At 72.9% G+C, this 22,501-nt stretch carries 17 protein-coding genes and 1 tRNA gene; 7 read left to right on the forward strand and 11 right to left on the reverse strand.

Annotated features, from left to right (window positions below; all coding sequences use genetic code 11):
• Positions 1 to 32 precede the first annotated feature (32 nt).
• From J8J14_RS05905 to J8J14_RS05915, 3 genes are all read right to left on the reverse strand, one after another.
• Entirely contained in the window at positions 33 to 935 is a 903-nt protein-coding gene (locus tag J8J14_RS05905; protein WP_209378530.1) for a hydroxymethylglutaryl-CoA lyase, read from the reverse strand.
• Complete coding sequence (locus J8J14_RS05910; protein WP_209378531.1) at positions 932 to 2,161, reverse strand: CaiB/BaiF CoA transferase family protein; 1,230 nt, start codon at positions 2,159 to 2,161, stop codon at positions 932 to 934. The genes J8J14_RS05905 and J8J14_RS05910 overlap by 4 nt, the downstream gene beginning before the upstream one ends.
• 75 nt (positions 2,162 to 2,236) lie before the next feature.
• Positions 2,237 to 3,217, reverse strand: a complete 981-nt coding sequence (locus J8J14_RS05915; protein WP_209378532.1) for a phosphoribosylaminoimidazolesuccinocarboxamide synthase — start codon at positions 3,215 to 3,217, stop codon at positions 2,237 to 2,239.
• A gap of 125 nt (positions 3,218 to 3,342) precedes the next feature.
• Here J8J14_RS05915 and hemN point away from each other — a divergent pair, with 125 nt between their 5' ends.
• Positions 3,343 to 4,698 carry an oxygen-independent coproporphyrinogen III oxidase gene (gene hemN, locus J8J14_RS05920; RefSeq protein ID WP_209378533.1) on the forward strand — a complete coding sequence of 452 codons (1,356 nt, stop codon included), beginning with the start codon at positions 3,343 to 3,345 and terminating at the stop codon, positions 4,696 to 4,698.
• Positions 4,699 to 4,714: 16 nt separating this feature from the next.
• Here the strand turns inward: hemN and J8J14_RS05925 are convergent, their stop codons facing one another.
• From J8J14_RS05925 to hrpB, 5 genes are all read right to left on the reverse strand, one after another.
• On the reverse strand, positions 4,715 to 5,845 hold the full coding sequence (locus J8J14_RS05925; protein ID WP_209378534.1) for a YbfB/YjiJ family MFS transporter: 1,131 nt from the start codon (positions 5,843 to 5,845) through the stop codon (positions 4,715 to 4,717).
• Positions 5,842 to 7,287 carry a sensor histidine kinase gene (locus J8J14_RS05930; protein ID WP_245215442.1) on the reverse strand — a complete coding sequence of 482 codons (1,446 nt, stop codon included), beginning with the start codon at positions 7,285 to 7,287 and terminating at the stop codon, positions 5,842 to 5,844. Before J8J14_RS05930 ends, J8J14_RS05925 begins: the two co-directional genes overlap by 4 nt.
• Positions 7,288 to 7,296: 9 nt before the next feature.
• Positions 7,297 to 7,983 carry a winged helix-turn-helix domain-containing protein gene (locus J8J14_RS05935; RefSeq protein WP_209378535.1) on the reverse strand — a complete coding sequence of 229 codons (687 nt, stop codon included), beginning with the start codon at positions 7,981 to 7,983 and terminating at the stop codon, positions 7,297 to 7,299.
• 104 nt (positions 7,984 to 8,087) lie between these two features.
• Positions 8,088 to 9,185, reverse strand: coding sequence for a trypsin-like peptidase domain-containing protein (locus J8J14_RS05940; RefSeq protein ID WP_209378536.1), 1,098 nt, complete (start codon positions 9,183 to 9,185; stop codon positions 8,088 to 8,090).
• 79 nt (positions 9,186 to 9,264) lie between these two features.
• Positions 9,265 to 11,703, reverse strand: a complete 2,439-nt coding sequence (gene hrpB / locus J8J14_RS05945; RefSeq protein ID WP_209378537.1) for an ATP-dependent helicase HrpB — start codon at positions 11,701 to 11,703, stop codon at positions 9,265 to 9,267.
• A 175-nt stretch (positions 11,704 to 11,878) separates the two neighbouring features.
• Here hrpB and J8J14_RS05950 point away from each other — a divergent pair, with 175 nt between their 5' ends.
• From J8J14_RS05950 to J8J14_RS25380, 5 genes are all read left to right on the forward strand, one after another.
• The gene (locus tag J8J14_RS05950) at positions 11,879 to 13,609 is read left to right on the forward strand and encodes a sensor histidine kinase (protein ID WP_209378538.1); all 1,731 of its coding nucleotides are present in this window, start codon (positions 11,879 to 11,881) and stop codon (positions 13,607 to 13,609) included.
• 74 nt (positions 13,610 to 13,683) lie between these two features.
• Positions 13,684 to 14,634 carry an aldo/keto reductase gene (locus tag J8J14_RS05955; RefSeq protein ID WP_209378539.1) on the forward strand — a complete coding sequence of 317 codons (951 nt, stop codon included), beginning with the start codon at positions 13,684 to 13,686 and terminating at the stop codon, positions 14,632 to 14,634.
• A 14-nt stretch (positions 14,635 to 14,648) separates the two neighbouring features.
• Positions 14,649 to 16,727: a protein-disulfide reductase DsbD family protein gene (locus J8J14_RS05960; RefSeq protein ID WP_342452401.1), complete on the forward strand. Its 2,079-nt coding sequence runs from the start codon at positions 14,649 to 14,651 to the stop codon at positions 16,725 to 16,727.
• 53 nt (positions 16,728 to 16,780) lie between these two features.
• Positions 16,781 to 16,865: transfer RNA gene (locus J8J14_RS05965), tRNA-Leu, on the forward strand.
• A gap of 100 nt (positions 16,866 to 16,965) precedes the next feature.
• Positions 16,966 to 18,063, forward strand: a complete 1,098-nt coding sequence (locus J8J14_RS25380) for a methyl-accepting chemotaxis protein (RefSeq protein ID WP_209378540.1) — start codon at positions 16,966 to 16,968, stop codon at positions 18,061 to 18,063.
• A gap of 27 nt (positions 18,064 to 18,090) precedes the next feature.
• Here J8J14_RS25380 and J8J14_RS05975 read toward each other — a convergent pair whose 3' ends face one another.
• Positions 18,091 to 18,834: an SH3 domain-containing protein gene (locus J8J14_RS05975; protein ID WP_209378541.1), complete on the reverse strand. Its 744-nt coding sequence runs from the start codon at positions 18,832 to 18,834 to the stop codon at positions 18,091 to 18,093.
• 139 nt (positions 18,835 to 18,973) lie between these two features.
• Between J8J14_RS05975 and J8J14_RS05980 the strand changes: the two genes are divergently transcribed.
• Positions 18,974 to 19,630, forward strand: a complete 657-nt coding sequence (locus J8J14_RS05980; protein ID WP_209378542.1) for a DsbA family oxidoreductase — start codon at positions 18,974 to 18,976, stop codon at positions 19,628 to 19,630.
• Here J8J14_RS05980 and J8J14_RS05985 read toward each other — a convergent pair.
• Together J8J14_RS05985 and J8J14_RS05990 are read right to left on the reverse strand one after the other, a co-directional pair.
• Positions 19,627 to 20,826: a hydroxysqualene dehydroxylase gene (locus tag J8J14_RS05985; protein WP_209378543.1), complete on the reverse strand. Its 1,200-nt coding sequence runs from the start codon at positions 20,824 to 20,826 to the stop codon at positions 19,627 to 19,629. The genes J8J14_RS05980 and J8J14_RS05985 overlap by 4 nt on opposite strands.
• Positions 20,827 to 20,887: 61 nt before the next feature.
• A complete protein-coding gene (locus J8J14_RS05990; RefSeq protein ID WP_209378544.1) occupies positions 20,888 to 22,492 on the reverse strand; it encodes a squalene/phytoene synthase family protein in 1,605 nt (534 codons plus the stop codon).
• Positions 22,493 to 22,501: the final 9 nt, after the last annotated feature.

The raw sequence follows: 22,501 nt of genomic DNA on the forward strand, positions 1-22,501 counted from the left end.
GCCGGTTACGCCCGGCGCGTCACCGCCAGCGTTCAGGCCGCGCGCCGCACCGCCGGCACGCCGCGCAGCCGCCCGCCGGGCGTGCCGCCCGGTACGGCGGCGGCGATATCGGCGGCCTCCAGCAGCCTGTTCCAGTCGATCCCGGTCTCCACCCCCATGCGGCGGAACAGCCAGACCACATCCTCGGTCGCCACATTGCCCGTGGCGCCGGGGGCGAAGGGGCAACCGCCCAGGCCGCCGGCCGCGGAATCGAAGATCCGCACCCCCGCCTCCCAGGCCGCGGAGACATTGGCCACGCCCATGCCGTAGGTGTCATGGCCATGGAAGGCGAAGCGCTCACCCCAGAGATGGTGGGCGCGCTCGAACATGCGGCGCACCTGGTCCGGGGAAGCATTGCCGGTGGTGTCGGCCAGGGCGATCTCCATGCCCGGGTCGAGCGCGACGATCCGCTCCACCCAGCCCAGTGCCTCATCCTCGGGCACCACGCCCTCGAAGGGGCAATGGAAGACGGTCGAGAGATTGAACCGCACCAGCAGTCCCGCAGCCTTCGAATCCCGCACGATCGCGGCGAGGTCGGCGAAGGACTCCTCGCGCGTGCGGTTCAGGTTGGACCTGTTGTGGCTCTCGGTGGCCGACATGAAGAGGCCCAGCCGCTGCGCGCCGGACTTCGCCGCCAGCTCGAAGCCCTTGCGGTTCGGCACCAGCACGGTGGATTCCAGCCCGGGGAGCTCCAGCGCCGCCTTCAGCACCTCGCCCGTATCCGCCATCTGCGGCACGGCTCTGGGGGAGACGAAGGAGCCGATCTCCATCCGCCGGATGCCGGCGGCATGGAGGGCGCGGACGATGGCGATCTTCGTCTCGGTCGGGACGAAGGGGCCAATGGATTGCAGCCCGTCGCGCGGGGCGACGTCGCTGATGATGGCGCGCTCGTTCATGGCGCTTCCTCGCTCTTCTTCTCGTTCAGAAGGGTGCCGAAGACATGGTCATTGTGCTGGCCCACCGCAGGGCCGGGCCAGCGTACCATGTCGCGCGGTGCCACGCCCTCGAAGCGGAAGGGGGCGGCGGGGTGGGGCACATCGGCGCCCACCAGCGGATCCGGCACGTTCAGCATCATGTCCCGGGCCTGGAAATGCGGGTCCTCGACGCAGTCCCGCATGTCATAGAGGCGGGAGCATGGCACCTGCACGGCTTCCAGCGCCTCCTGCGCCTCCTTGGCGGGCAGTGTCCGGGTCCAGGCGGCGATGGCCTCGTCCAGCTCGGCGGCATGGGCGCATCGGCCGGAATTGCTGGCCATGCGCGGGTCATCGGCCAGGTCCGGGCGGCCGATGCGCGTCATCAGGCGGCGGTAGATCAGGTCCGAATTGCCCGCCACCGCCAGCCATTTCCCATCGGCGCAGGGATAGGTGTTGGTGGGCGCGGCGCTGGGCAGCGCAGCGCCCATGGGCTGCCGGATGCGGCCGAGCAGCCCATATTCCGGCAGCATCCCCTCCATCAGCGAGAAAACCGAGCTGACGAGGTCGAGGTCGATGGTCGTCCCCTTCCCCTCCGGGTTCCGGTCCCGCCCCCAGCAGGCGGAAACAAGGGCAAGGGCGGCATACATGCCCGCGAGGTCGTCGCTGATCGAGACGCCGCAGCGTGGCGGGGGCAGGTCGGTCTGGCCGGGATTGGCGGTCAGGTGGCGCAGCCCGCCCATCGCCTCGCCGATGGCGCCAAAGGCCGGCTTGTCGCGATAGGGCCCGTCCTGGCCGTAGCCGGAGACGCGGGCGATGACGAGGCGCGGATTCTCTGCCCGCAGCGCATCCGGCCCGAGGCCGATCCGTTCCAGGTAGCCGGGGCGGAAATTCTCCACCAGCGCGTCGGCACGGGCGCAGAGCGCCTTCACCCGCCGCTGCCCCTCCTCGCTCTTCAGGTCGAGCGTGACGGAGAGCTTGTTGCGGCCATGGATGCTGAACCACACCGCATGGCCGTTCATCCTGGCGCCCCAGTCCCGGTGCGGGTCGCCCTCCGGCGGCTCCACCTTGATGACCTCGGCCCCGAGATCGGCGAGCAGGCGCGTGGCGAAGGGAGCGGCGATGTAGTGCCCCAGCTCGACCACGCGCAGCCCCGTGAGCGGCAGGCGCGGGTCTTCCGGCGGTGCGTTGGGGCCGGTCTGGTCCGGCATGGGCGATCCTCCTGAGTCCCGCCGATGTTCCCCGGCGGGACGGGGCTGGCAAGGGGGCCGGGGCGCCCCCGGGCGTCAGGCCGCGCGGAACAGGGGCGCCAGGCGGCCCCGGATGCGCTCCAGCACCGTCGCACCCTCCGTATCCGGGGTGAAGGCCTGGCCCGTGATGGTCTCGAAGGCCTCCACATAGACGGCGGCCGTGTCGATGAGCATTCCCTCCGGGATCTCGGGTATGGGATCGTTGTAGGGATCGCAGCGCGCAGCGACCCAGGAGCGGACGAAGTCCTTGTCGAAGCTCTCGGGCTTCCCGCCGGCCTCGAAACGCGCCTCGTAGGTCGCTGCCTTCCAGTAGCGGCTGCTGTCGGGGGTGTGGATCTCGTCGGCCAGCACGATCCGGCCATCCGGGTCCGTGCCGAACTCGTATTTCGTGTCCGCCAGGATCAGCCCGCGCTCCGCCGCCATGGCCTGGCCCCGGGCGAAGAGCGAGAGGGCGTAGTGGCTCAGCTGCTCCCACTGGGCGGCGGTCAGCAGCCCGCGCTCCAGGATCTCGGCCGGGGTCAGCGGCTCGTCATGGCCGCCATCGAAGGCCTTGCTGGTGGGGGTGATGACGGGCGCGGGCAGGCGCTGGTTGTCCCGCATGCCGTCGGGCAGGCGCATCCCGTACATCTCGCGCTGCCCGGCCTTGTAGAGGGTGAGGATGGAGGTGCCGGTGGTGCCGGCCAGGTAGCCGCGCACCACGATCTCCACCGGCAGGATGTCCAGCCGCTGGCCGATGACCACGTTCGGGTCCGGATACTCCAGCACATGGTTCGGGCAGATGTCCCGCGTGTGCTCGAACCAGTGCCGCGCCGTCTGGGTCAGCACCTGGCCCTTGAAGGGCACGGCGCAGAGGATGCGGTCGAAGGCGCTGAGCCGGTCGGTCGCGATGATCACGCGGCGGCCATCGGGCAGGTCGTAATTGTCCCGCACCTTGCCGCTGTAGTGCTTGGGCAGTTCCGGGATGGTGGCGTCGCGCAGCACGCGATGCGCCTGCGCGCGGAGGATGGCGGGGTCCATGAGGCTCGATCCCTGGAACGGCTTGGTGCAGGCCCCTTAGCCCTTCGGGCCGCGCCTGTCAGGCGGGCCTGGCCCTTTGACCTGCATCAAGGCCACTGGCCCGCACGCGCGGTATCGCCGGGGCCATGACCTCCCCGGCCGTGAACACCCCATCCCGCGCGCTGCTGGCGCTCGCCGAGGCGCGGGTGCCCCGCTACACGAGCTACCCCACCGCGGCGCAGTTCGGACCGCTTGGGGAGGCCGAATACCGCGGCTGGCTGCGCGAGGGGATCGGGCCGAAGGACGCGCTCTCCCTCTACCTGCATGTTCCCTATTGCAGGGAGCTCTGCTGGTACTGCGCCTGCCACGCCAAGCCCACGCGCTCCGCCGCGCGGATCGAAGCCTTCGCCGATGCGCTGGAGGCCGAGGCGGCGCTGCTGGCCGATGTCCTCCCCGCCCATGGCGGCATCTCCCACCTGCATTTCGGCGGCGGCACGCCCTCCATCATCGGGCCGGTGCGGATGATGACGATGATGCGCCAGCTGCGCGCCCGCTTCGGCATCCGCCCCGGTGCGGAGATCGCCATCGAGCTGGACCCGCGCACCCTGGACGAGCCGATGGTGGACATGCTCGGCGCGCTCGGCTTCAACCGCGCCAGCCTGGGCGTGCAGGATGTATCACCGGAGGTCCAGGCGCGGATCGGCCGCCCCCAGCCGGCCGAACTGGTGGCCGTGGCCGTGGACCGCCTGCGCGCCGCCGGGATCGGGGCGATCAACATCGACCTGATGTATGGCCTGCCCACCCAGACGGTGGAGCATGTGAAGGCCAGCGCCCGCTTCGCGGCCTCACTGGGCGCGGACCGGGTTGCCGTCTTCGGCTATGCCCATGTGGCCTGGATGAAGCCGCACCAGAACGCCATCGACGCCGCCACGCTCCCGGGCATCGAGGCCAGGCTGGAACAGGCGGAGGCCGCCGAGGCCGTGCTGGCCCGCGCGGGCTACATGGCGCTGGGGCTGGACCATTTCGCCCGGCCCGGCGACCCGCTGGCCCGGGCCGCCGCCGGCGGGCAGCTGCGCCGCAACTTCCAGGGCTACACGACGGATGCCGCCCCCGTGCTGCTCGGCCTCGGCCCCTCCGCGATCGGCACCCTGCCGGGCGGCCATGCGCAGAACCTGCTGGATGAGCGCGCCCACGCCGCCGCGGTGGCCGAGGGGCACCTCCCCATCGCCCGCGGCGTGGCGGTGACGCCGGAGGATCGCTGGCGGGCCCGGATGATCGAACGCCTGATGTGCGACTTCGCGCTGGATCTGCACGAGGTGCCCGCCGAAGCCCTGGGCACCGCCCTGCAACGCATGGCGCCGCTGGCGGCCCAGGGGCTGGTGGAGGTGGAGGAGGGACGCCTGGCCGTCACCACCTCCGGGCGCCGGTTCGTGCGGCAGGTGGCGGCCTGCTTCGACGCCTATCTGGCGCCCTCCGCCATGCGGCATTCCCCGGCGGTATAGGCCCGGGAAGGCGCCCTTACCCGCGCCGGATCGCCACCGCCAATCCCATCCCGCTCAGGACCAGCCCGGCCAGGAAGACGGGGGCGTGCGCGTTCCCGGTCGCCGCGAAGAGCCAAGCCAGGGCATAGCCGGTGGCGGCCTGGGCGGCGGCATAGACGGCCGTGGCGCGGGCCCAGGCAGGGCCGGTGCCGGGGCCCAGGATGCCGCGCAGGCGTCCCAGCGCCACGGCGGAAATGCCGACGCCGGAGAAGCCCGAAAGGAGGGCGGCGGGGATGACCGCCGCGGGATGCGGCAGCAGCGCCGCGCCGAGGGCACCGGCCTGGGCGGCCATCCACAGGGCCATGGCCCAGCGCCCGAGCCGATCCGCCACGCGCCCGCCGCCGAGAGTGCCGATCACGGCGCCCAGGCCGAACAGGGCCCAGACCAGGCCGCCCGCGGCGATGCCCATGCCATGCCCGCGCACGGCGAGATCCGCCAGATAGACCATGGGCGGCGTCATGCCCGCCGCCGAGAGGCCATAGGCCAGGATGATGGCCCCGACAGGCCCCTGCCCTCCCGCCCCGCGCGGAGCGGCGGGCGGAAGCGCGGGCGGATCCGGCCATCGCGGATGGGCGAAGGCCCAGAGAGCGGCCGAGAGCAGGCCGAGGCCGAGCCAGGCCGCGGCCACGCCGGCGGAGAGCAGCGCGGGCAGGAGCAGCGAGGCGGCGATGACCCCCACCCCCACCCCGGCGATGACGATGCCGCCCGCGGCGCCCCGCCGCCCATCGGGGGTGACGGCCTGCACCGCCGGCCCGGCGAGGGAGATGGCGATGCCGCCCGCAATGCCGGCCACGCAGCGCCAGGGCGCGAGCCAGGCAAAGCCGAGGGGCAAGGCACAGGCGAGGAAGGACAGGGTGGCCAGCGCCATGGCGATGTCCAGCGCCCGCCGCACGCCCAGCGCCCCGCCAAGGCGGGTGGCTGACAGCGCGCCGATGAGATGCCCGGCGAAGGTGGTGGCGCCCAGGGCCCCGGCCTCGCCCCCTCCCACCCAGCCAGCCGCGACCAGGGCCGGGAAAAGGGGCACATAGCCGAAGCGGGCCAGGCCGATGGTGGTGCACAGGGCGGCGGCGCCGGCCAGGGACGAGGCGAAGGGCGCGCGCGGCGTCATTCCGCCACGCCTCCCGGGGATGGCGGGACGGGGGCGGCCTCAAGGATCAGGGTGGCGGCCAGCCCAGGTGGAAGGCGGCCCGGATGGGCGTCGCCCAGGAACAATTCCCCGCCATGCAGCCCGGCCACGGCCCGCACGAGGGACAGGCCCAGCCCGTAGCCCGGCGTGGCGCGGGCGCTGTCGGCGCGGAAGAAGCGTTCCCCGGCCCTCGCGCGGTCCGCGGGCCGCAGCCCCGGCCCCTCATCCGCGACCGTGATCCGAAGCCGGGTGCCCTCCGCCGCGGCGGAGAGGCGGATCCGCCCGCCGGCGGGGGAAAACTTGACCGCGTTGTCCAGCAGGTTGGCCACGGCCTGCAGGAGCAGGTCCCTGTCCCCGGTGATGAGCAGGGTGCCTGGCAGGTCCTGCTCCAGCACCACCCCGCGGCTTTCCGCGATGGCCTCGTACAGCTCCGCAGCATCCGCCAGCACGGGGGACAGGTCCAGCGTAGCGAAGGCGGCCCGCCGGGCGCCCGCCTCGGCCTCGGTGATCCGGAGAACGGCGTGGAAGATGCGGATCATGCCGTCCAGGTCGGCGATTCCCTGCTCGACAGCCCGGCGCATCGCCTCGGGGTCGGCCTCCAGCGCCTCCTCCAGCCTTCCGCGCGCGCGGGCGACCGGCGTGCGGAGGTCATGGGCAATGGCATCGGACACGCCGCGTATGCCGGCCATCAGCGTGCCGATCCGGTCCAGCATGGCGTTCATCGTCCGGCCCAGGCGGTCGAACTCATCGTCGCGGCCCGAGAGCGGGACGCGCTGCGTGAGGTCCCCGGCCGCGATGGCCGAGACGGTCTCGGCCGCCGGGCGCAGCATGTTCTGCAGGGCGCGGCGCAGCAGCACCGCACCGATCACGGCGAGAAGGCAGGCCACGCTGGCGGCCCATCCCAGGCCGCGTGCCAGAAGCTGGCGAAGGCGGAACCGCTCCTCCACGTCGCGCCCGACGATCAGGCGGTCACCATTCGAAAGATCGGCGCGGTAGAGCCTGGCCTCGGTCAGCGCGCCCTCCCGCATCAGCGGGGCACGAAGCCAGCGCAGCGCCTCGGCATCCGGAGAGGGGCCTTCCAGCTCCTCCGGCGTGGCCTGGAGGTTGCCGCCGAGGTGCCGCCCGGCGGAATCGGTCAGGCGGTAGAGATCCTGCGCATCCCCATCCCGGGCAAGGCGGAAGGCGATGCCGTCCAGCACACCCGCCCGCCCATCCTCCTCGAAACGGATGATGAGGGAAGCGACATCGGCGCGGATGGCGGCATCGGTCTGCCGGTCCAGCCCACCCGCCGTGTTCCACCAGACGATGCCGGAAAAGGCGACGCCGCCCAGCAGGAACATCACCGCGAAGAAGACGGCGATCCGGAAGCCGGCACTGTCCACCAGCCGGGGGACGGGCGCGCGGCGCATCTCCTCGGCCGGCATGGCGGGCCGCTAGGCCTGATCCTCCGCGCGGATCATGTAGCCGGCATTGCGCACCGTATGGATCAGCGGCTTGTCGAAGCCCCGGTCCAGCTTCTGGCGGAGGCGGGAGACATGCACGTCGATCACGTTGGTCTGCGGGTCGAAATGATAATCCCACACCTTCTCCAGCAGCATGGTGCGGGTGACGACCTGCCCCACATGGCGCATCAGGTGCTCCAGCAGGCGGAACTCGCGCGGCTGCACGTCGATCCGCTTGCCACCGCGGGTCACGGTGCGGGAGAGCAGGTCCAGCTCCAGGTCCGCGACGCGCAGGCGGGTGGCCGGCGCCTCGGAGGCCGGGCGGCGGCCCAGGGCCTCCACCCGCGCCAGCAGCTCGGCGAAGGCGAAGGGCTTGGTGAGGTAGTCGTCGCCGCCGGCCTTCAGGCCGCGCACCCGCTCATCCACCGCCGAGAGGGCGGTGAGAAAGAGGACCGGGGTCCGGTTTTCCTGCGCGCGCAGGGTCTCGACCAGGCGCAGCCCATCCACGCCGCCGGGCAGCATGCGGTCCAGCACCAGCAGGTCGAAGGGTTCCCCGGCGGCGGCGAAAAGGCCGTCCTTGCCGTTATCGCGGTGCTCCACGATGTGGCCGGCCTCGGTCAGACCCTTACGGACGAAACGGGCGACCTCAGGGTCGTCCTCAACAAGGAGGATACGCACGGCGCTTCCTAGCTCGCTTGGAAAATGGCGGCCGGGCCAGCCTGGCCCGGTTTGATGCGGCCCATAGCGTCATGCCGGGGCGCCGGGCGCAAGGCGCGCACGGCCTATTGCGGCGTGCCGGTGCCCGGCGGGCGCCGGCCGACCTGCACGTTGATGTCCTGCGCCCGCCCGTCCCGCAGCACGGAGAGGCGGACGCTCTGCCCCGGGGCGATCCCCGCGACGGTGCGGATGAGGGCGCGGGACGTCTCGACCCGGTCCCCGTTCAGCGCGGTCACGAGGTCACCCGGGCGCAGCCCGGCCCGGGCAGCCGGGGAGTTGCGCTCCACGCCCTGGATCTGCACGCCGCGGCGGCCGCGGGGCGCGTCGTTCCCCACGTCCTGGACCGCCACGCCCAGCCAGCCGCGCTCCACGCGCCCGTCGCGGCGGAGCTGCTCGATCACGCCGCGGGCGAGGTCCGAGGGGGTGGCGAAGCCGATGCCGGCGCTGGCGCCGGACGGCGAGTAGATGGCGGTGTTGATGCCGATCACCTCCCCCACCGTGTTGAAGAGCGGGCCGCCGGAGTTGCCGGGATTGATGGCCGCATCGGTCTGGATGAAGTCGTCGAAGGGCCCGGCGCCGATCTCGCGCCCGCGGGCCGAGACGATCCCGGTGGTGACCGTGCCGCCCAGGCCGAAGGGATTGCCCGCCGCCATCACCCATTGGCCCACGCGCACGGGGCTGCTGCCCCAGGGCACGGCCGTCAGGGGCACACGGGATTCGATGCGCAGCAAGGCAAGGTCGGTCAGCTCATCCGTGCCCACCACGCGCGCCGGATGCTCGCTGCCATCCTGCAGGGAGACGATGACGCGGGCAGCGGAGCCGACGACGTGGTTGTTGGTCACCACATAGCCGCTGGAATCGATGATGAAGCCGGAGCCGGCGCCCTGCACCTGCTGGCGGCCACCGCGCCGGTCGCGGAAATAGCGCTCGAAGGGGGTGCCGCGGAGCTCGGGCGGGATCTGCGTGGTCTGCTCGCCCGTGACGGCGATGTTCACCACCGCCGGCAGCACGGCCTGGGCCAGGTCGGCGAAATCCGGCAGCACGGTGAAGCGCGTGCCCGGGGCGGCGGACTGGGCCTGGGCTTCCAGAGGGGCGCAGCCTGGCGCGGCGGCGAGGGCCGCGAAACCGAGGATGGCGGCGCGGCGAGGCAAGGGCTGACGCATGGGGGGTGGGGGCTCTCCGGCGACTCGGGAGGACAGGTCCTCTCTATAGAGAGGGAACGATCCATCCCGGTTCAAGGCATCATGCACCCTGGGATGGATCCTCGGGCCAGGCGTGCTTCGGATAACGGCCCCGCATTTCCCGCCTTACCTCCGCCCAGCCACCGCGCCAGAAGCCCCCGAGATCGGAGGTGACGGCGATCGGGCGCCCTGCCGGGGACAGGAGGGAGACCTGCAGGGGGATGCGCCCGCCCATCAGGGGCGGGGTGGCGGCCAGGCCGAAGAGATGCTGCGCCCGGGCCTCCAGGGCCGGCACCTCGCGGTCATAGTCGATCATGGCGCTGCGATCCCCGGGCAGCTCCACCCGGGGCGGCAGCTCCGCGTCCAGGCGGCGCTGGGATTCCCAGGGCACCAGGCCCCGCAGGATCGCCACCGCATCGAGCGAACGCAGCTCGGACAGCTTCGATAGGCCGTTCAGGTAGGGCGCCAGCCATTCCGCCGCCCCCGCTGCCAGGGCGGCGTCCGAGACATCCGGCCAGGGCGCGCCTTCCGTTGCCTGGGCCCAGCGAAGGCGGGCGCGGAGCTGGGTGGCCGCCTTGGTCCAGTCCAGGTCCCGGAAGCCGCGGCTGGCGGCGGCGCGGGCCAGGGCCTCGGCAACGGCGGCCGGGTCGGCATGGGGAAGGGTGGCTTCCTCCAGCACCAGCGGGCCGAAGCGGAGCCGCCTGCGGGCCACCACGGCATTGGCGCGGGCGTCGAACTCCGTCACCTCTTCGCGCAGGAAGCGCTCGGGGAAGCGGGCCTCCAGCATGGCGCGGTCCAGCGGGGCGGCCATGCGGATGCGGGCCTCGGTGCCCGCCAGCTCCAGCGCCGCCACGGCCAGCAGCTGGGCCTTGCGCAGCGGATCGGTGGCGGAGAGCCGCGCCCCCTGGCCCGAGGCGAGGCGGAAGGCGCCATCCATGTTGCCGCGCTTGGCCGCGATGCGGTCCGGGAAGCCGGCGGCGAGGAGGGCCGCGGGATCGCCCTCGGGCGGCGTGCGCTCGGGGATGGAGAGGCGGCGGCGATGGAGCTGCGCGGTGCGGCGGATGCGCTGGACCGTTGCCCGGTCCGCCTCCGGATGGTCGCCGCCCTGTAGAAGCTCCAGGCGCATATGGAGGTCGGCCGGGGCCTCCCGGTTGCGGATGGGATCGCGCTCCTCCAGCAGGGCCGCGAGGTCGGCGGCCAGCGCCCCCTCCCCCGGCGTGCGGGTCTCCACCATCACCCGGGCCAGGCGGGGATGGGCGCCGAGCCGTGCCATGCGGCGGCCCGTGGGGGTGATGCGGCCCTGCTGGTCCAGCGCATCCAGCTCCTGCAGCAGCGTGCGGGCGGCAGCCAGGGCGCCTTCCGGCGGCGGGTCCAGGAAGGGCAGCGCGCGCGGCTCGGCGCCCCAGGCGGCGCAATCGAGCGCCAGGCCGGACAGTTCCGCCTCCAGCATCTCGGGCCGGTCGGCCAGGGGCAGGCCGCGATGCAGCGCCTCGGTCCAGAGGCGGATGGCGACCCCCGGCTCGGTGCGGCCGGCGCGGCCGGCGCGCTGCTCGGCGGCGGCGCGGGAGATGCGGACCGTGGCGAGGCGGGTGAGGCCCGTGGCGGCATCCAGCCGGGGCGCGCGGCGGAAGCCGCCATCCACCACGATCCGCACGCCGGGCACGGTCAGCGAGGTCTCGGCGATGGAGGTGGCGAGCACCACCTTGCGGCGGCCGGAAGGGTTCAGCGCCCGGTCCTGCTCGGCCGGCGGCATCTCGCCATGCAGGGGCAGCACCTCGGCATCCACGCCGCCCAGCCGCTCGGCCGTGCGGCGGATCTCGCCCCAGCCGGGCAGAAAGGCCAGCACGTCGCCGGGATGGGCGCGCAGCGCCTCCCGGATCGCCGCCGCCATGGCCTCGGGCAGGTCGCGTGGTTCCTTGATGTCGCGCGGGCGGTGATGGATGGCGACGGGATAGGCGCGGCCCGCGCTCTCGATCACGGGTGCATCGAGCAGGGTGGCGAAGCCGCCGGCATCAAGCGTGGCGGACATGGCCACCAACCGCAGTTCCGGCCGCAATTCCCGCTGCAGGTCGAGGCAGAGGGCGAGGCCGAGATCGGTGTCCAGATGCCGCTCATGCGCCTCGTCGAACAGCACGGCGCAGACGCCATCCAGCCCCGGGTCGGATTGCAGGCGCCGGACCAGCAGGCCTTCGGTCACCACCTCCACCCGCGTGCGGTCCGAAGTCGCGCGATCCAGCCTTGTGGAAAGGCCGACCAGCCCGCCCGGCACCCCTTCCCCGGCCAGGTCGGCCATGCGGCGCGCGGCGGCGCGGGCGGCAACCCGGCGGGGCTCCAGCACCAGGATCTTCCCCGTCGCCCAGGGCTCCTCCAGCAGGGTCAGGGGCACGATGGTGGTCTTGCCTGCGCCGGGCGGGGCGACGAGCACGGCGTTGGAGCGCACCCGCAGGGCGGCGAGGAGGGCCGGCAGGGCCTCGTTGACCGGAAGTTCGGGCAGGATCATCGCGGCGCGTGTCGGGGCAGGAGCGCGGGTTGTCAAACCGCGATCCGCCGGATCACCGGGCCGGGGTCACGATGGTGGCAGGGCGTCCCCCGCGCGGCGCTGCTTCGGTGACAAGCGCGGCCCGGCGTTCTATGCCGGTGGAACATGCCTATGTCCGAGGCTTCGGCCGGTCCCGATGGATTCCAGCACAGCCAGGGTTGAGGGCGCGACGCGGGACGCCGCGCCGCGACACGCCCAGCGTGCCGAATGGTCGGTGCGGACACGCCTCGTCGTCCTTGCCCTCTCGGTCGCGCTGCCTGCGGCCCTGGCGCTGGGGCTGGCGGCGCTGGAAGGCTGGCACGGCGCGCGGGAACGGACGGATGCCGCGCTCCGCGCCCGCACCGAGGCACTCTCCGCCGCCATCGTCCGCGAGCTGGCGACGGTGCGGGGGACGCTGGAGGCGCTCGCCGCCTCGCCTGCCCTCGCGGAAGGGCGGCTCGATATCTTCCGCGAGCAGATCGGGCGCACGCCCCGGCCGGCCGGGGCAAGGATCATGCTGGCGGCGACGGATGGCCGCCTGATCCTCAGTTCCGAGCACCCGCTGGGCACGCCCCTGCCACCCCGCGTCGATCCCGAACTGACGAGGCGTGTCATGCAGACCGGGAAGGCGGAGGTTTCCAACCTGGATCGCGGGCCGATCTCCCGGGAATACATCGTGGGGGTCTATGTTCCCGTGCGGGGCACGGACGGACAGGCGCTCTACGACCTCAGCATGAACCTGCGGGCATCCTCGCTCGACCGCGTACTGACCGAGCAGCGGCTGCCCGATACCTGGCGCGCGGCGCTGCTGGATGGGCGCGGGCTGGTGGTCGCGCGCACCCATGACTCCGGCACCCTCATCGGGCGCCAGGCGACGCCCCTCACCATGGCGGCGATCGCGGCCGAAGCCTCCCCCTTCGAGACCGTCTCGCATGAGGGCATGCCGGCACGCGGCGTCCAGGCAGAGGTGCCGGGAACCCACTGGCGCGTCGTGGTGGTGGTCCCGCTGGAGGAGATCGCGGCACCGCTCCATGCGGGCCTTCTCGCCGCCATGGCCACCGGGGGCGGGCTGCTCCTGCTGGGGCTGGGCGGCGCAGCCTGGCAGGGGCGGCGGATCGCGCTGGCCTTCTCGGCGCTCGCCAAGGGGGCAGCGGCGCTCGGCCGCGGCGAGGAACCGGTCCGGCCGCCGCCCGGCGTTGCGGAGGCGAGCCGCGTGGGCGCGGCGCTGTCCGATGCGGCGGCAGCCCTGGCCGGCCGCGAGGCGGAGCGGGCCGATGCCGATCGCCGCCAGGCCCTGCTCATCGGTGAGCTGAACCACCGGGTGAAGAACACCCTGGCCACCGTCCAGGCCATCGCCGCCCAGACCCTGCGGGGAGAAGGACGGGATCCCGCCCAGTCCTATGCCGATCTCGACCAGCGCCTACGGGCCCTGGCCCGCGCGCATGACCTGCTGGTGGCCCGCACCTGGGCCGACACGCCCCTGCCCAGCGTCGTCAGGGCGGCCCTCGCCCCCTGGACGGAGACAGGCCGCGTGACGGTGGCGTGCAGCTGCGCCGGGGTGTTCCCCGCCCTGCGCGCCGCCCAGGCCCAAGCGCTGGTGCTGGCGCTGCACGAACTGGCGACCAATGCGGCGAAATACGGCGCCCTCTCCCGCCCGGAAGGGCTGGTGACGGTCGGCTGCACCACCGAAGCGGGCGTGGCGTGGGTGGAATGGACCGAACGGGGCGGCCCGCCGGTCGAGGCGGCGCCGGTACGGCGCGGCTTCGGCACGCGGCTGCTCGAGCGCGCATTGCCGCGGGAGATGGGGCCGGGCTCGCTTGTCACCTTCGATTTCCGGCGCGAGGGGCTGCGGGCCGAGATCCGGATCGGAGGCGGGGCGGCGGGATAGGCGCCCTCGGCCCACCCCTGGGCAGCGGCCAGGGCAGGCCCCAACTGCCGTCCGGTATTGGAAAGGACACCTTCATGCAGAAGCGCCCGCTCGGCCGTTCCGGCCTGGAGATCGCGCCCCTCGTCTTCGGCGGCAATGTCTTCGGCTGGACCATCGACGAGGCAACGAGCTTCTCCCTTCTCGACGCCTTCGTCGATGCCGGGCTGAACGCGATCGACACGGCGGATGTCTATTCCCGCTGGGCGCCGGGAAACCAGGGCGGGGAATCCGAGACGATCATCGGCAACTGGCTTCGCGCCCATCCGGGCAAGCGGGACAAGGTGCTGATCCTCACCAAGGTCGGTTCCGACATGGGCCAGGGGCACAAGGACCTCTCGGCGGCATGGATCGAGAGGGCGGTGGAGGATTCGCTGCGCCGGCTGAACACCGACGTCATCGACCTCTACCAGTCCCACTGGCCCGATCCGAACACGCCGCAGGAGGAAACGCTGCGGGCCTATGACAGGCTCCTGAAGGCGGGGAAGGTCCGGGCCATCGGCACCTCCAACTACGATGCCGCGCTGCTGGAGGAATCGCTGCGGGTGGCGGAGGAGAAGGGCCTGCCGCGCTACGAATCCCTGCAGCCGCAATACAACCTCTATGACCGCTCCGGCTTCGATGGCGCGCTGCGCGACCTGGCGATGCGGGAGGGGATCGGCGTGATCACATACTATTCCCTCGCTTCCGGCTTCCTCTCGGGCAAGTACCGCTCGAAGGAGGATCTCTCGAAGAGCCCGCGCGGCAAGGGCGTGGAGAAATACCTGGACGCGCGTGGCATGCGGATCCTGCAGGCGCTGGACGAGGTTTCGGCCCGGCTGGGCGCCAGGCCGGCGGAGGTGGCCCTGGCCTGGGTCATCGCGCGGGAGGGCGTGACGGCGCCGATCGCCAGCGCGACGAGCCTGGAGCAGCTGCGGAGCCTGGTGAAGGCCGTGCACCTCACCCTGTCGGCGGAGGATGTCGCGGCGCTGGACCAGGCCAGCGCCTGATCTTGTTGCGGGAGGTGGCGCATCGGGCCTATGCCGCGCCGATGCACGCCCTGGCACTTTCCCTGGCGATCCTGGCTGCCCCGCTCACCGCCCAGGCGGTGGAGAGCGAGGCGGTGGAATCGCCGCGCGCGCGCGTGACGCTGGTGGCGGAGGCCGCTTCGGTGGCCCCGGGGCAGAGCTTCCGCCTGGCATTGCGGCAGGTGCTGGCCCCGGGCTGGCACAGCTACTGGATCAACCCGGGCGATGCGGGCGAGGCGCCATCGCTGGACCTGGACCTGCGGGATGGTGGGCAGGCCGGCGCCCTGGCCTTCCCCGCACCGCAGCGCATCCCCTACGGGCCGCTGGTGAATTTCGGCTATCTCGGCGAGGCGGTGTTCCCGCTGACCGTCACGCCGCCCGCCGATCTTCCGCCCGGCCGCCTCTACACCATCGAGGGCACGGCGCGCTGGCTGGTCTGCGCCGATGTCTGCATCCCCGAGGAAGGCGCCTTCCGGCTGGACCTGCCCGTCGAGGCGGCCGCGCGCCCCGACCCCGCGGCGGCGGAACTGTTCCGCCAGGCCGAGGCCGCCCTGCCCCGCCCCTCCCCCTTCGCCGTGCGCCTGGGCTTCGAGGGGGCGAAGGGTGCGATCGAGCTGTCCGGCCCAGGCCTCGCTCCCGGCGCGGTGAAGGAGGCCTTCTTCTTTCCCGAAGCCATGGGGGTGATCGACAACACCCGGCCACAGGCGCTCGCGCTGCGCGACGGCGCGATGGTGCTGTCCCTGGCACGCGGTGTCTCGCCGGTGCCGTCCCCGCTCGCGGGCGTGGTGGCGATGACCGACGCGGCCGGGGTGCGCAGCGCCTATGCCGTCTCGGCGGAGCCGGGCGCCATGCCTGCCCTGCCGGCGGGCATGCCCCTCTGGCAGGTGGCGCTGCTGGCAGCGCTGGGCGGGCTGGTGCTGAACCTGATGCCCTGCGTCTTCCCGGTGCTGGCCATGAAGGCCATGGGGCTGGCGCGACTGTCCGGCGCCTCCCGCAGGGCGGTCCGGGCGGAGGCGCTGGCCTATGTGGCGGGGGTGGTGATCGCCTTCCTCGCGATCGGTGGCGCCCTGCTGGGGCTGCGCGCGGCCGGAATGGCGGCGGGGTGGGGCTTCCAGTTCACCTCGCCGGTCTTCGTGGCCGGCATGGCCTGGCTGATGCTGGCGGTGGGCCTGAACCTCTCCGGCGTCTTCGCGGTGGGCGGCCCGGCCATGGGCGGCGGCGCGCGTTGGGGCAGCCTGGGGACGGGCGTGCTGGCGGTGGCGGTGGCCACGCCCTGCACCGCCCCCTTCATGGCGGCGGCGCTGGGGGCCGCCATGGCCATGCCCCCCGCCGGCGCCATCGCGGTGTTCGGGGCGATGGGGCTGGGCATGGCCCTGCCGCATCTGCTGCTGGCGGGCTTCCCGGCCCTCACGCGGCTCTTGCCGCGCCCCGGCGCCTGGATGGAAAGCCTGCGCCAACTCCTGGCCTTTCCCATGTATGGGGCGGCCGCCTGGCTGGCCTGGGTCGTTTCGGTGCAGGCCGGTCCGGACGGGCTGGTTCCCGTGCTGGCGGGTGCGCTGCTGGTGGGCTTCGGCGCCTGGGCCCTGGGCGTGGCGCAGGCCTCCGGCCGCCGCCGCTGGATCGGGCGCGGCTTGGCCGGGGCCGCGCTGTTGGGCGCGCTGGCACTGCTGCCCGGGCTTTCCACCGCCCAGGCACCGGCCATGGCCGAGGCACCGGGCGAAGCCTGGTCCGAGGCACGGCTTGCCGCGCTGCGGGCCCAGGGCCGGCCGGTCTTCGTGAACCTGACAGCCGCCTGGTGCATCACCTGCCGGGTGAACGAGCGCGTGGCGCTGGAAACCGCCGCCACCCGCGCGGCCTTCGAGCGGGAAGGCGTGACGGTGCTGACCGGTGACTGGACCCGCGGTGATCCCGCCATCACGGCCCTGCTGCGAGCCCAGGGGCGCGAGGGCGTGCCGCTCTATCTCTTCTACCCCGCCGGCGCCGCCGCTCCGCTGGTGCTGCCGCAGATCCTGACGGAGCGGATGGTCATCGACGCGGTGGCGGCCGGGCGGGACGCTGCGCGCCCGGCGGCGTGACACTGCGCGCCCGGCGGCGTGACGCCGCGCCAGGGAACGCTATGCTAGGCCAGCCCCCCTTGGCGGAACGGTAGACGCAGGCGACTTAAAATCGCTCACCCATGGGGTGTGCCGGTTCGAATCCGGCAGGGGGGACCACGCCGCTTGCGCGCCTCGCCGCGCGGTTCACCGCTCATTCACCGCACCGGCCCTACCCTCCCCGCCTGCCAGGACATGCAGGCAAGGGGAACTCATCTCGATGGACGGCTTTTCGGCCCCGCTCCGCCGCTCCCCGGCCAGCCGGCCCGCCGACTGCGCCGGGGCCGCTGCGACACCCGAAAGGGTCGTCGCCCTGGCCGGCGAAACGGCCGAGGTCGCGCGGCGCAAGGTGCAGGCCATCCAGGCCATCACCGGCCAGACCCGGATCCTGGCCCTGAATGCGACGATCGAGGCGGCGCGCGCGGGGGAGGCCGGCAAGGGCTTCGCCGTGGTGGCCGAGGAGGTGAAGGCGGTCAGCGCCGAGATCGGGCGGCTGGCGGCGGATATGGAAGGCGAGCTGCGCGCCGCCCTGGATGAGCTGGCGGCAGTCGGCGCCCGCATGGCGGCCGAAACCCGTGGTGAGCGGCTGGTGGGCCTGGCCCTGAACGCCGTGGAGATCATCGACCGCAATCTCTACGAACGCACCTGCGACGTGCGGTGGTGGGCGACGGATTCCGCCGTGGTGGATGCGGCGGCAGACCCAACGCCGGAACGGGTGGCGGAGGCGGAGCGGCGCCTGGGCGTCATTCTCTCGGCCTATACGGTGTATCTCGATCTCTGGATCTGCTCGCCCGCGGGCCGCGTCATCGCCCATGGGCGGCCTGATCGCTACCCAGGGCTCCACGACCTGGATGTCTCCCGCCAGCCCTGGTTCACCGAAGCGCTGCGCTCTGCCAGCGGGGACGACTACGCGGTGGCGGATATCGCGCCCCAGCCGGCGCTTGGCGGCGCACCCGCCGCCATCTACGCCGCCGCCATCCGGGAAGGCGGCGCGGTGCGGGGGCGTGTCACGGGCGTGCTGGGCGTTCATTTCGACTGGGCGCCGCAGGCCCGGGCGGTGGTCCAGGGCGTACGGCTCCCGCCGGCTGAGGCGGCGACCTCACGCGTCCTGCTGCTGGATGCCGCGGGCCGGGTGCTCGCGGCATCGGATGGCCGGGGGGAGTTGACCGAACAGGTGGAACTTCCGACGGGCCCGAGCGGAAGCCTGCAGGAGCCCGGCGGCCGCACCCTCGCCTTCCACCGCACGCCGGGCTACGAAACCTATCGCGGCCTGGGCTGGGCCGGGGCGATCCTGCAGGCGCCGGGCGGGGCGGCCTGAGGCCGGGCCGTCCGCCCCGGCCGCAGGCTATTGGGCCGAGGCCATCGCGGATGGCTGGGGCGAGCCGACGGTGCGATGCACCCAGCCCTCCGGCTCCGTGTCGCCCACCTGATACCATCCGCCCGGCGCGGTACCGAACACGTTCAGCACGGAACCGCTGCGGGCCACCCGCAGCACGGCCCCGCCGCCATTCGGCGATGAGCGGACATTGCCGTTCTGGCGCATGACGAGCGTGCTGGAGGCAACAGGGCGCGGCTCCGTCGAAACCGCGGTGACGAGTTCCGGCACCTTCGGAGGCTCGGGGCGGATCTGATCAAGCACTGGCAGTCCGTTCGGCAGGGGCGGCGGCAGCTGGGCCATGGGCGTGCCGTTCGCACGGGCCTGCGGGCCCCCGCCATCGAAGCAGCGCCCTACCAGTTCCACATAGACCCGTGTCGCCTCCACATTGTTCCGGGCGACATGCTGCTCCACCTCCAGCCCGCCGTTGGTGGCGCTCACCACCGAGACGAAGGGAAGGAACACGGCACCGCCCGCCAGGGTCGCCTGGCCACAGACGGCGTAGGTGTCCGGGATCGACTGCTTGTGGACTTCCACGGCCCGGAAACGCATGTTCTCGGGATCGCGGGCGATGTCACGAAGCTTTCCTTCCGCCGCCAGGCGAACCTGGCCGAGAGGATCGTCGCGTTGGGCCGATGCCTGGCCATTCGGCGCCGCATCCTCGAAGCAGCCGCCAAGCGCCAGCAGCCCGGCGAGGAGAAATCCCTTGCGCATCACCTTGTTCCACCGGGGTGTTGTACTCCTTGTTAAACGCGGGGCCTGTCCAACCCTCCGCTTCACGATCCCGTGGATTTATTCGACGGGGCAGAATTGAATGAATTCGCATCGGTTGACACAAAGAGGATCATTTTTGATGGCCGAGGCTTCAGCACCTGTTCTTCTCGTCGTGGTGGATACGGTCTGCCCCTGGTGCTGGATCGGCAAGCGTCGGCTTGACGCGGCGCTGGCGGTGCTGGCCGCGGATGGGCTGCCGCTGGCCCGGCAATGGCATCCCTTCCAGCTCAACCCCGATATGCCGCCGGGCGGCATGCCGCGCGCCGAGTACCGCACGCGGAAATTCGGCAGCCTGGAACGCGGGCGGCAGCTGGATGCGCGGGTCGCGGCGGAGGGTGCCAAGGATGGCATCCCCTTCGATCTCGAACGGATCGAGCGCAGCCCGAACTCGCTCGACAGCCACCGCCTGATACGCCTGGCCATGCTGGAAGGCGGGGCCGCGCTGTCCGACCGCGTGGTGGAGGGCATCTTCGCCGCCTATTTCGCCGAAGGGCGCGATATCGGCGACAGGACCGTCCTGGCGGCGATCGGCGATGCCGCCGGCCTTCCCCCCGGCCGCTCCGCAGCCATGCTGGAAAGCGAGGAAGGCGTGGCGGCGGTGAAGGAGGATGTCGCCCGGGCCCAAGGCCTTGGCGGTGTTCCGGCCGTGATCCTGAACCGGCGGCTGATCATCTCCGGCGCGCAGTCCCCCGATGCCATGGCGGCGGCCATCCGCGAAACGCTGGAGGCAGCCTAGCCCAGCGCCTTCGCGGCGCGGCGGCCGGAACGGATCGCGGCATCGATGGTCGCGGGCAGCACCGGCTCCATCCAATCCCCGGCAAGGGCCAGGTTGCGCAGGGCCAGGATCGGGGGTGGCGGGGGATCGCCCGGGCGGTGGCGCGGGGTCGCGCGCCGCTCCTTCACCGCCCGGCAGGGCGGCGGCTCCTCCGGCCAGTCTCCGGCTAGGGCGAAGGCCCGGGCCAGCTGGCGGATTTCGGACCAGGCGCGCGGCGCCAGATCGGCGGCCGCCTCGCGCGCCTCGGCATCGGCCGCGCTGACGGTCACGGCGATGGCGCCGGGCCGCACCAGCACCCATTGGCAAAGCCCGCCCAGCACACCGAGAAAGCGCACCGGCCCCGGCGTGGCATGGCCGAAATGCAGGTTCAGGATCGGCGCGTGCTCCGTGGGCACCCGCAGACGCGGCAGCAGCCGCGCCACTTCCCAGGGCGGCAGGGCGAGGATCGCGCGATCCCCCTGCCCCATCACCACCACCTCATCCCCGAAATCCAGCGCGGCCAGGCGGTGATGCTCGATCCGCAGCGCGCGGAGGCGGGCATTGTGGTGCATCATCCCGCCCCGGGCGCGGATGGCCGCCAGCGCCGGCTCCACGAGGTCCGGCCCCAGCCCGCGCCGCGCCACCAGCAGCCGGGCCGCGCCGGGCGTGCCCACGCGGCGCAGCACGGCCGCCAGACGGCGGGAGGAAGCCTCCTGCACCGGCGTGTTGAGCGCGGCGATCACCAGCGGTTCCACGAAGCCGCGCAGGAATGTGGGATGGGCCGCAAGGGCCGGGCCCACTGCCCTGTCCCCCGGCCCGGCCAGCCGCATCAATGCGGCCAGCCCACGCGCCGTCAGCCCATCCGGGCGCTTCGCCGCGCGCAGCCATCCCAGGGGCGAAAGCGCCACGCGCCGGGCGCGGCCATCGGCCATGTCGAGAACCGGCAGGCCGTCGGGCTCCGGTTCCACCCACTCGTCCAGCGCTCCGATGCCGCGCAGGAAGTCCAGCGCCATGCGGTTCGCGCCCAGCAGGGCATGGGTGCCGTTATCCGTGCCGTCCGGCAGCGCCCGCGCCCGCCCGCCGGCCACCATGGCGGCCTCATGCACCACCACGGGCCCATGCACCGCCAGGGCGGCGGCAAGGCCGGCCATGCCGGCGCCGATCACATGGGTGGTCATGCCTTGGCCCGGTTCGGCCCCGCGGAAGGCTCCGCTTTTCCTGGGCAAGCAGCGCGCCGCATCACCAGCCCAGCGCCATCACCGCCAACCGGGCCTTCTCCGCACGGCCCAGGTGCGGGCGCAGCCGCGGCGGATGGAAGCCGCGCGCGGCGAGGCGCTGGAGGATGCGGTGATAGGCCCACATCATCACCCGCGCCGGCCGAAGGGTCTTCGCATCGGCACCGGCCAGCGCGGCTTCCGCGGCGGCGAAGCCGTCCTCGGCGCGGGCGAGGAGGCGGTGGCATGCCTCGTGAATGTCAGGGCGGCTGAGAAGGGTATCCGCATCGGCATCGGGGCCGAGCCAGGAGAGCGGGATATAAACCCGGTCCCGCACCGCATCCTCGTCGATGTCGCGCAGGATGTTGACGAGCTGGAGGGTGCGGCCGAGCGCAAGGCCGAAGGCCTCCGCCTCCGGCGCGCCGAAGATGCGGACGGAGAGCACGCCCACGCTGCCGGCGACACGGCGGCAGTAAAGGTCCAGCGCGGCCTCGTCCGGGATGCGGAGGCGGGCAGTGGAATCCGTCTCCATCCCCTCGATCATCGCCTCGCATTCGGATCGGGGCAGATCGAACGCGGCCCGGGCCCAGGACAGCTCGCGGGAGACGGCGCAATCCGGCGCGTCGAGTTTCCGCCGCCACTCGGCGAGGAACTGGCGCTTCTCGGCCTCGGGCGTGGCGCCGTCCGCGATATCATCCACGGCGCGGCAGAAGGCATAGACCGCGTAGAGGGCGCGGCGGCGCTCCCCTCTCAACGAGGCCATGCCCTTGGAGAAGGATGAGCCGGCACGCGCCACGCGGGCGCGGACGAGCCTGGCGTCCGATGGACCGCCGGAAGGCGCGGCGGCCAGGGCGGCGAGGAAGTCCAGCCTGGTCAGCGCCACCCGCCCGGCCATGGGGTCGGCGGCGCGCAGCCGGGCCAGCAGGCGCCTGGCGCAGCCGATGGTGGTGGCCGATTGAAAGGCCAGGCGGCGGCTCTTCAGAAGGCGCGGCAGGGCGGCGGCCATGTCCAGCAAGGTGTCCGTGCGGTCCAGCAGGGCATCCAGCACGGCGCGGCGCGGGGCGGCCTCGATGAACACGGTTTCCTCGCCGCCCACCTGCTCCATCCAGGCCCGTGGGAGATAGATGCGGCCGAGCTCCCGCCGGTCATCGCCCATGTCCTGCAGATGGTTCAGCACCTGCAGCGCGGTGCAGAGGGCATCGGCGGCCTGGAAGGCCGCGGGCTCTGCCTCGCCATGCAGGCGCAGCAGCATCCGCCCCACGGGATTGGCGGAATGGGCGCAGTAATCGGCCAGTGCGTTCCAGTCCTCGTAGCCCTCGTTCCGGGCATCCCGGCGGAAGGCGGTGAGCATGGCCCGCGCCTCCTGCACGCCGGCGCCGCTCTCCCGCAGGGCCGTGGCCTCGGGCACGCCCGGGCCGCCATCCAGCGCGGCCTCGATCAGGTCCAGGCGCCGAAGCTTCTCGGCGGGCTGGAGGTCCGGCGCGTCCGCGATGTCATCGGCCAGCCGAACGACACGGTAGAAGGCGAGGACGCGGCCGCGCATCTCCGGCGCGAGAAGGCGGGAGGCGACCGGAAAATTCTCGGAATCCGGGCCGCGCGTGGCGGGACCGGCGGCGATGCTGGCGCTCATGACGGGTGG

This window comes from Pararoseomonas baculiformis, assembly GCF_017813395.1.
Lineage (GTDB): Bacteria > Pseudomonadota > Alphaproteobacteria > Acetobacterales > Acetobacteraceae > Roseomonas > Roseomonas baculiformis.

Bases quoted from the DNA above. Each gene is read 5' to 3' on its own strand.
- J8J14_RS05905 (WP_209378530.1), bottom strand. From the start codon at position 935: ATGAACGAGCGCGCCATCATCAGCGACGTCGCCCCGCGCGACGGGCTG.
- J8J14_RS05910 (WP_209378531.1), bottom strand. From the start codon at position 2,161: ATGCCGGACCAGACCGGCCCCAACGCACCGCCGGAAGACCCGCGCCTG.
- J8J14_RS05915 (WP_209378532.1), bottom strand. From the start codon at position 3,217: ATGGACCCCGCCATCCTCCGCGCGCAGGCGCATCGCGTGCTGCGCGAC.
- hemN (WP_209378533.1), top strand. From the start codon at position 3,343: ATGACCTCCCCGGCCGTGAACACCCCATCCCGCGCGCTGCTGGCGCTC.
- J8J14_RS05925 (WP_209378534.1), bottom strand. From the start codon at position 5,845: ATGACGCCGCGCGCGCCCTTCGCCTCGTCCCTGGCCGGCGCCGCCGCC.
- J8J14_RS05930 (WP_245215442.1), bottom strand. From the start codon at position 7,287: ATGCCGGCCGAGGAGATGCGCCGCGCGCCCGTCCCCCGGCTGGTGGAC.
- J8J14_RS05940 (WP_209378536.1), bottom strand. From the start codon at position 9,185: ATGCGTCAGCCCTTGCCTCGCCGCGCCGCCATCCTCGGTTTCGCGGCC.
- hrpB (WP_209378537.1), bottom strand. From the start codon at position 11,703: ATGATCCTGCCCGAACTTCCGGTCAACGAGGCCCTGCCGGCCCTCCTC.
- J8J14_RS05950 (WP_209378538.1), top strand. From the start codon at position 11,879: ATGGATTCCAGCACAGCCAGGGTTGAGGGCGCGACGCGGGACGCCGCG.
- J8J14_RS05955 (WP_209378539.1), top strand. From the start codon at position 13,684: ATGCAGAAGCGCCCGCTCGGCCGTTCCGGCCTGGAGATCGCGCCCCTC.
- J8J14_RS25380 (WP_209378540.1), top strand. From the start codon at position 16,966: ATGGACGGCTTTTCGGCCCCGCTCCGCCGCTCCCCGGCCAGCCGGCCC.
- J8J14_RS05975 (WP_209378541.1), bottom strand. From the start codon at position 18,834: ATGCGCAAGGGATTTCTCCTCGCCGGGCTGCTGGCGCTTGGCGGCTGC.
- J8J14_RS05980 (WP_209378542.1), top strand. From the start codon at position 18,974: ATGGCCGAGGCTTCAGCACCTGTTCTTCTCGTCGTGGTGGATACGGTC.
- J8J14_RS05985 (WP_209378543.1), bottom strand. From the start codon at position 20,826: ATGACCACCCATGTGATCGGCGCCGGCATGGCCGGCCTTGCCGCCGCC.
- J8J14_RS05990 (WP_209378544.1), bottom strand. From the start codon at position 22,492: ATGAGCGCCAGCATCGCCGCCGGTCCCGCCACGCGCGGCCCGGATTCC.